The following is a 7925-nucleotide window of genomic DNA, read 5'->3' on the forward strand; positions in this document are numbered from 1 at the left end:
GCTGGGCGCGGGCGCGACCCTCGVCCMCAGCAGCGTCATCCTCCCTTCGTCCAGCCTCGGCCGGGACGCGACGGTCGGACCCGTCTCCCTCGTCATGCGCGGCGAGGGCGTACCGTCACGCACGCGGTGGATCGGCAACCCCATCGGTCCCTGGGAGGAAGAGGAAGCGTGAGGCGCAAGGGCACGGACGACTACGTCCCCGGGCACGGGGACGCCCGCTACGACGTCGAGCACTACGACCTGGTGCTCGACTACAAGGTCGCGGGCAACCGCCTCTCCGGGGTGGCGACGCTGCGCTGTCGCGCGCTCGAGGAGGTCAGCAAGGTCGACCTCGACCTGCACGGGCTGAGCGTCGCGCGCGTCCAGGTCGACGGGAGCAACGTCAAGTACACGCACCGCTTCGACACGCTCACGGTGACGCTCGAGGAGACCCTGTCCGCCGGAGCGGACGTCGAGATCACGGTCAAGTACGCGGGCGCACCCCAGCAGATCCGCAGCCGCAAGCTCGGCGAGGCCGGCTGGGAGGAGCTCGAGGACGGCGTGCTCGTCGCCGCCCAGCCGCACGGCTCCCCGTCGTGGTTCCCATGCAACGACCGGCCGGACAACAAGGCGACCTACGAGATCGCCCTCACCGCGCCGAAGGGGTACCACGTCGCCGTCGCCGGCGAGCTCGTCGACCGCAGCGCGAAGGGGAGCAGCGTCACCTGGACCTACCGCCAGGACGCGCCGATGGCGACCTACCTCGCCACCGTGCAGATCGGGCGGTACGAGGTCATCGAGCAGGAGGGCGCACCGGTGCCCGTGCGGGTCGTCGCCCCCGTCGACCGGCCCCGTGAGGGCTTCGAGGCGGCCTTTGGCATGCAGCCGCAGATGCTCGGCTTCTACGCGGAGCTCTTCGGCGACTACCCCTTCGCGTCGTACACGGCCGTCATCACCGACGACGACCTCGAGATCCCGCTGGAGTCGCAGGGGCTGTCGACCTTCGGGCGCAACTTCATGCGCGACGACTGGGACTGCATCCGGCTCGTCGCCCACGAGCTGAGCCACCAGTGGTGGGGCAACTCCGTGACCCTCACCGCGTGGCGCGACATCTGGCTGCACGAGGGCTTCGCCTGCTACTCCGAGTGGCTGTGGTCCGAGCGGATCGGGCTGATGACCGTCGGCGAGCGCGCCGAGGTCCACCACGAACGGGTGCGCACCGACGAGGGCCCCGACCTGCTCCTCGCGGACCCGGGCTCCGAGCTGATGTTCGACGACCGGGTCTACAAGCGGGGGGGCGCTGCTGCTGCACGCGCTGCGGCACGAGATCGGTGACCGGGCCTTCTTCGAGGTGCTGCAGACGTGGACCGCCGCTCAGCGGCACCGCAACGTCACGACCGCGATGTTCGTCGAGCATGTCGAGAGCGTCACCGGGCAGGACCACAGCGACCTCTTCGAGCAGTGGCTCGACGCCGTCGAGCTGCCGCCGCTACCGGCCTGAGGGCCCTGGGATGACGACGACACTCGCGACGCACCCCTGCGGTGCCGTCACGTCGACGTGCGCCCAGTCGGCAACCCTGATCCGGCTCATCGGCGTCCGCAGACCGGTGCCGAGCGCCTTGAGCACCGCCTCCTTGCGGCACCACGCGAGCGCGCGCTCGCGGGGGGCTGTCGGCGCGCTCGTCGGCGTGCAGCACGAGCGTCGGGTCCCACCGGGCGTCGACCGCGGCGACCGACTCGACGTCGATGCCCACGGGGTGCTCCGCCACGACCGTCACGAGGTGCTCCCCGCACCGCGACAGGCTGACGTGCGGGGTGCGCCCGTCGGCCAGGCGGGCCCACGGTCGACCGTGGCGTCCGAGCCGCAGGCGGGGCAGTGCCGACCGGTGGTGGCGGGGACTCCCTCCGACCAGCGGTGCAGGTGGGCCCGCAGCTCGGCGTCGGTCCCTTCGAGACGCTCGCGGGGCGAGCTCCTCAGGGAGCAGTGGGGGGCTGGCGGGCTCGGTCCCTTCGAGACGCTCGCGGGGCGAGCTCCTCAGGGAACCGTCGTGCCAGGCGATGTCCACGGGTGGAGCGTAGGCGTGCGGGGGGCGGCAGAGGTCCTGAGGGTCTTCCTGATGCTCGGGCTGACGAGTTTCGGGGGACCGGTCGCGCACCTGGGGTACTTCCGCGAGGCCTTCGTCGTGCGGCGGCGGTGGCTCACCGAGGAGGCCTACGCCGACCTCGTCGCCCTCTGCCAGTTCCTCCCCGGCCCGGCGTCGAGCCAGGTCGGCATGGCCATCGGCCTGCGACGAGCCGGCCACCTCGGCATGGCGGCGGCCTGGGTGGGCTTCACGCTCCCTTCGGCCCTGCTCATGCTCGGCGCGGCCCTCGGCGCGCAGGCCGCCGGGCTCACCGGTGACGAGGGCTGGCTCCTCGGGCTCAAGGCGGCCGCCGTCGCCGTCGTCGCCCACGCGGTCGTCGGCATGGCCCGTACGCTCGCCACCGGCCTGCGCCGCGCCCTGGTCGTCGTCGCCGCCCTGGCCATCGCGCTGCTGCTCCCGACGGCCGTCGGGCAGGTCGGCGCGATCGTCGTCGGCGGGCTCGCCGGGCTGCTGTGGCTGCGCCCCGGGACGACGAAGGGGGACCCCGTCACCCCTCCCGTCCGCCGGCGCACCGCCGGACTCGCCCTCGGGGCCTGGGTGGCCCTGCTCGCGGTGCTCCCGCTGCTCGCGGCCCTCGTCAGCGGTCCCGCGCTCGGGGTCGTCGACGGCTTCTACCGCGCCGGGTCGCTCGTCTTCGGCGGCGGCCACGTCGTGCTGCCGCTGCTCGAGGCGGAGACGGCGGGCTGGGTCGGTCACGGCGACTTCCTCGCCGGGTACGGCGCCGCCCAGGCCGTGCCGGGGCCGCTCTTCACCTTCGCGACCTACCTCGGGGCCCTCGTGCCCGGCCTGCACCCCGCCGTCGGGGCGCTGCTCGCGACCCTGGCGATCTTTGCGCCGTCGGCGCTGCTCGTCCTCGGCGGGCTGCCCCTGTGGGACCGGCTGCGCGCCTCCTCCCGCGCCCGACGGGCGCTCGCCGGTGCCGGCGCCGCCGTCGTCGGGCTGCTCGCCGCGGCGCTCTACGACCCGGTCATCACGCAGGGGATCACCGGACCGTGGAGCGTCGTCGTGGCGCTGCTCGCCCTCGCCGCGCTGGCCTCCCAGCGGGTCCCCGCCTGGGCGGTCGTCCTCGGCGCCAGCGCGCTCGGCGCGGTGGTCCTGTAGCAGATCGGGGACGTCCGAGCGAGCGAGACTGACACGATTTCACCCTTCGACACACACTGGGCCACAATGGGAGACGTGAGCGCTAACTCTGGCAAGCACCGCGTCGTCATCATCGGATCCGGCTTCGGTGGCCTCTTCGCCGCGAAGGCCCTGAGCGGCAAGGACGTCGAGGTCACCCTCATCTCGCGGACCGGCCACCACCTCTTCCAGCCGCTGCTGTACCAGGTGGCGACGGGCATCCTCTCCGAGGGCGACATCGCCCCGGCGACCCGCGACATCCTCGCCCGCGACAAGAACGTGCGCACCATCCTCGGCGACGTCACCGAGATCGACGTCGAGGGCCGCACCGTCACCTCGCACTCGCTGAACCAGGCGACCGTCACGCCCTACGACAGCCTCATCGTCGCCGCCGGCGCCGGCCAGTCGTACTTCGGCAACGACCACTTCGCCCGCTACGCGCCGGGCATGAAGGACATCGACAACGCGCTCGAGCTGCGTGGGCGCATCTTCGGTGCCTTCGAGCTCGCCGAGACGTCGACCGACCCCGAGGACCGGGAGCGGCTGCTCACCTTCGTCGTCGTCGGCGCGGGCCCGACGGGTGTCGAGATGGCCGGTCAGATCGCCGAGCTGTCGCACAAGACGCTCGCCCACGAGTTCCGCCACATCAACCCGCGTGACGCCCGCGTCATCCTGCTCGACGGTGCGCCGCAGGTGCTGCCCTCCTTCGGTGACCGCCTCGGCGGCAAGACCCGCGCCAGCCTCGAGAAGCGCGGCGTCGAGGTCCAGCTCGGCGCCATGGTCACCGAGGTCGACGGCACCGGCATCGAGGTCAAGGACAAGGACGGCACGGTCCGTCGCATCGAGGCCATGACCAAGGTCTGGGCCGCCGGCGTCGCCGCCTCCCCGCTCGGCAAGATGATCGCCGACCAGGCCGGCGCCGAGGTCGACCGCGCCGGGCGCGTCCACGTCGAGGAGGACCTGACCGTCAAGGGGCACCCGGAGATCTTCCTGGTCGGCGACATGATCAACCTCAAGGGCTACCCGGGCGTCGCCCAGCTGGCGATCCAGGGTGGCCGCTACGCGGCCAAGGAGATCCTCGGCCGACTCGAGGGCAAGGAGCCGCAGGCCCCCTTCGTCTACAAGGACAAGGGCTCGATGGCGACGATCTCGAAGTACTCCGCCGTCGCGAGCATCGGCAAGATCAAGCTCACCGGCTTCATCGCCTGGTTGGCCTGGCTCGCCGTGCACCTCATGGCGATGGTCGGCTTCAAGAACCGCATCTCCACGCTGCTCAACTGGATCATCACCTTCGTCGGCAACAACCGCAACGAGCGAGCCACGACGATCCAGCAGGTCTTCGCGCGGCGGGCCTTCGAGGACCTCGGTCCCAATGCCTACCCCGAGCTGCCGCGGCGCGGCCACGAGGAGCAGCGCGACGCGTCGTAGGGTGCCTGCATGACGCTGGACTTCGCTCTCGAGGAGCACACCCTCGCCAACGGACTGCGCCTGGTCGTGCAGCCCGACGACACGACACCGACCGTCACGGTCAACCTGTGGGTCGGTGTCGGGTCACGTCACGAGGAGCCGGGGCGCACCGGCTTCGCGCACCTCTTCGAGCACCTGATGTTCCAGGGCAGTGCGCACGTGGCCAACGGCGAGCACTTCCAGGCGCTCATGGGCGTCGGGGGGCGGCTCAACGCGACGACCTGGTTCGACCGCACCAACTACTTCGAGACGATCCCCTCGGGGGCGCTCGAGCTGGCGCTGTGGCTCGAGGCCGACCGCCACGCCAACCTCCTCGCGGCGGTCAACCAGGCCAACCTCGACAACCAGCGGGACGTCGTCAAGGAGGAGAAGCGCCAGCGCTACGACAACCAGCCCTACGGCCAGGCGCTCGCGACGGTCTACGCCACGGTCTTCCCCGAGGGGCACCCCTACCACCACCCGACGATCGGGTCGATGGAGGACCTCGACGCGGCGTCCGTGCAGGACGTCCACGACTTCTTCACGGCGCACTACGCGCCGGACAACACGGTGCTGACGATCGTCGGCGATGTGACGGTGCCGCGGGCGATCGAGCTCGTCGAGCGCTACTTCGGGCACATCACGCACCGGGCGCAGCCCCGGCGGGCGCCGGTGGCGCCGCTGCCGCCGCTCAGCGAGCCGGTGCGGGTCGAGGTGGCCGACGAGGTGCCCAACGACCGCATCCACCTGGCCTTCCGGCTGCCGGCCGAAGGGGGCGACACCCGCGACGAGTTCCTCGCCGCGTCGATGGCGCTCGACTGCCTCGGCGGGCTGAGCTTTTCGCCGCTGGAGCAGACCCTCGTGCGTGACGAGCAGCTGGCCAACAGCGTCGACGTGGGCGCCATGGGCTTCGTCGACGGGGTCTCGCTCGGACTCGTCGTCGCGGACGTCGCCGACGGGGTCGACACCGACGCCCTGGAGGAGCGGATCTGCGCCGAGCTGACGGCCTTCGCCGACGCGGGGCCGACGCCCGAGCAGATTGAGGCGGTGCGCGCGCAGGCCGAGCGGGGCTGGCTGTCGGCGCTCGCGGCCAAGGACGAGCGGGCCGACATCATCGGGCACTACACCTGCCTCCACGACGACCCGGGCTACGTCAACACCTTCCTCGACCACCTGGCGGCCGTCACGGCCGAGCAGGTGCAGGCGGCTGCCGACCGGTGGCTGCGCCCGCAGAGCAGGGCTGCCGTCGTCTACCGCGTCGCCCAGGACCAAGAGGAGGTCGCATGAGCGACGTCGAGCAGAGCACACCGGTCGTGCCCCGCCCCGAGGTGCGGCCCGCGGAGGAGTGGAGCTTCCCTCAGCCGCGGGAGACGGTGCTGCCCAACGGCATCCGGGCCCTCGTGCACGACGTGCCGGGGCAGTACGTCATCTCCGTGCGGACCTCGGTGCCGGCGGCCCTGCGGCACGAGCCGCGCGAGGTCGAGGGGGTCGCGTGGATCATGGCGCGGCTGCTCGACGAAGGCACCCGCACGCACGGTCAGCGCGAGCTGTCGGAGCTGCTCGAGCGACGCGGCATCGCGATCGGCGCGGGCATGAGCGAGGCGAGCCTCGGCATCGACATGGACGTGCCGCAGCGTCACCTCGCTGAGGCGCTCGACCTGATGACGCAGTGCCTCACCGAGCCCGAGCTGGCCGAAGGGGAGGTCGCCCGGCTGCGGCGCACCCGCCTGGCGGAGATCGAGCAGGAGCGGGCCTCGGCCGGTCGCCGGGCGCTCAAGCAGTGGGCCGCGACCTACTACGACCCGGCGACCCGGGCCAGCCGCCCGGCGTCGGGGACGGCGGAGTCCGTCGCGGCGATCACGCGTGATGACGTCGTCGCCTTCCACGAGGCGCACGTGCACCCCGAGGGGACGACGGTCGTCGTCGCCGGGGACCTCTCTGGTGTCGACGTCGACGGGCTGCTGGCCCGGACGATCGGTGCGTGGACGACCGGGGGCCGCACGGTCTCGGTGGACCCGGCGCCGGCCCCGCGCGCGGCGGATGCGGCGCGGGTCGTGCTCGTCGACCGCCCGGGCTCCGTGCAGTCCGAGATCCTCCTCGGCAGCCCCGGACCGGACCGGCGGATCGACTCGGGGTGGGCCCCCTTCCCCGTGCTGGGCTACGTCGTCGGCGGTGCGCCCAATGCCCGCATCGACCAGGTGCTGCGCGAGGACAAGGGGTACACCTACGGCATCCGGGCGGGCTTCCGGCCGCGGCAGGTCGGATCGGCCTTCGTGGTGTCCGGGTCGGTGCGCGCCGACTCCACGGTCGACTCGCTGCGACTGCTCACGCAGATCCTCGACGACGTCGCCGGTGGGCTGACCGAGGAGGAGACCCGCGCGGGTGTCGACTTCATGACCCTCACGGCCCCGGGGCGGTACGACACCGCCGACGCCATCGCCGACGAGACGAGCGGGCTGGCGGGCGACAACCTGCCGCTGACCTTCACGAGCGACGTCGTCGCCGCGATGCGCGGGCTGACCGCCGCCGACCTCGACCGGGCCTGGCGCGAGCACGTCTCCGCCGAGCGCACGATCGTCGTCGTCGGGGACGCCGCGCTCTATCGCACCGAGGTCGAGGCCCTCGGTCTGGGCCGGTGACCGTCGTCCCGAACTAGGGGAGCGAGTCGGCACGTGGTTGTGGGTTGAACCGGTAGCCCTCAGCGCCGGCAGCACGCGGGGGAGGCTCGCCGGCAGGCTGGGCTACCACTTCAACCCACAACCAGATGCAGCCTCTCGAGGTTGTCCACACATCGCGCGAGCCGAGGGCGGCGGGCACTCCCTTCGGCTGTGCTGGCGAGATGATCTACACGAGCCGTCAGGTCCACGCCCGGGTCACCGCCCGCGAGATCTCCCGGGTCATCGCGAGCGGGAGGCTGATCAGGGCAGGCCGCTACTACGTCACGCCGGACACGGCCGAAGGGGTGCGCGCGGCTCTCGCGGCCGGCCTGCGCCCGACCTGTGTCACCGCCGCCGAGGAACACGGGCTGTGGGTGCCGCCGGTGGCGGGGTGGCACGTGTACGCACGGCGCGGGAGTCCGGGGGCTGGGTGGGTCGGCCACGGGTGGCACCCGTCGTGGCCGGAGTCCGGACCGATCGCCTCGCCGGGCTCCTGCTCCGGCACGCCATCAGTGCCTTGACCCGCTCGAGGTCGGCATCCTGGCCGACAGTGCTCTGCACGAGGCCTGCTGGACCAGGA

Annotated in this window: 7 protein-coding genes and 1 pseudogene; 7 read left to right on the top strand and 1 reads right to left on the bottom strand. The window is 72.3% G+C overall.

Features of this window, described 5'->3' with window-relative positions; all coding sequences use genetic code 11:
* Positions 1-168 precede the first annotated feature (168 nt).
* Both B277_RS14675 and B277_RS19305 read left to right on the top strand, forming a co-directional pair.
* Positions 169-1314 (top strand): M1 family metallopeptidase, encoded by a 1146-nt coding sequence (locus B277_RS14675; RefSeq protein WP_007929683.1) that lies wholly within the window; start codon positions 169-171, stop codon positions 1312-1314.
* A gap of 16 nt (positions 1315-1330) precedes the next feature.
* Positions 1331-1480, top strand: coding sequence for a hypothetical protein (locus B277_RS19305; protein ID WP_007929684.1), 150 nt, complete (start codon positions 1331-1333; stop codon positions 1478-1480).
* Here the strand turns inward: B277_RS19305 and B277_RS20405 are convergent.
* Positions 1469-1663: pseudogene (locus B277_RS20405) on the bottom strand (4'-phosphopantetheinyl transferase family protein); the annotation flags it as partial. The gene B277_RS19305 and the pseudogene B277_RS20405 overlap by 12 nt on opposite strands.
* 397 nt (positions 1664-2060) lie before the next feature.
* Here B277_RS20405 and chrA point away from each other — a divergent pair.
* The 5 genes from chrA to B277_RS14700 all read left to right on the top strand — a co-directional run bounded on the left by chrA (position 2061) and on the right by B277_RS14700 (position 7866).
* A complete protein-coding gene (gene chrA, locus B277_RS14680; RefSeq protein ID WP_040881744.1) occupies positions 2061-3224 on the top strand; it encodes a chromate efflux transporter in 1164 nt (387 codons plus the stop codon).
* A 66-nt stretch (positions 3225-3290) separates the two neighbouring features.
* Positions 3291-4670 (top strand): NAD(P)/FAD-dependent oxidoreductase, encoded by a 1380-nt coding sequence (locus tag B277_RS14685; RefSeq protein WP_040881742.1) that lies wholly within the window; start codon positions 3291-3293, stop codon positions 4668-4670.
* Positions 4671-4679: 9 nt separating this feature from the next.
* Positions 4680-5975 (top strand): M16 family metallopeptidase, encoded by a 1296-nt coding sequence (locus tag B277_RS14690; RefSeq protein WP_007929688.1) that lies wholly within the window; start codon positions 4680-4682, stop codon positions 5973-5975.
* A complete protein-coding gene (locus B277_RS14695; RefSeq protein ID WP_007929690.1) occupies positions 5972-7327 on the top strand; it encodes a M16 family metallopeptidase in 1356 nt (451 codons plus the stop codon). Before B277_RS14690 ends, B277_RS14695 begins: the two co-directional genes overlap by 4 nt.
* A 200-nt stretch (positions 7328-7527) precedes the next feature.
* On the top strand, positions 7528-7866 hold the full coding sequence (locus B277_RS14700) for a hypothetical protein (RefSeq protein ID WP_156811811.1): 339 nt from the start codon (positions 7528-7530) through the stop codon (positions 7864-7866).
* The last annotated feature ends 59 nt before the right edge of the window (positions 7867-7925 follow it).

The organism is Janibacter hoylei PVAS-1 (assembly GCF_000297495.1).
In the GTDB taxonomy this organism is placed as follows: Bacteria; Actinomycetota; Actinomycetes; order Actinomycetales; family Dermatophilaceae; genus Janibacter; species Janibacter hoylei.

Bases quoted from the DNA above. Each gene is read 5' to 3' on its own strand.
- B277_RS14695 (WP_007929690.1), top strand. From the start codon at position 5,972: ATGAGCGACGTCGAGCAGAGCACACCGGTCGTGCCCCGCCCCGAGGTG.
- B277_RS14690 (WP_007929688.1), top strand. From the start codon at position 4,680: ATGACGCTGGACTTCGCTCTCGAGGAGCACACCCTCGCCAACGGACTG.
- B277_RS14700 (WP_156811811.1), top strand. From the start codon at position 7,528: ATGATCTACACGAGCCGTCAGGTCCACGCCCGGGTCACCGCCCGCGAG.
- B277_RS14685 (WP_040881742.1), top strand. From the start codon at position 3,291: ATGGGAGACGTGAGCGCTAACTCTGGCAAGCACCGCGTCGTCATCATC.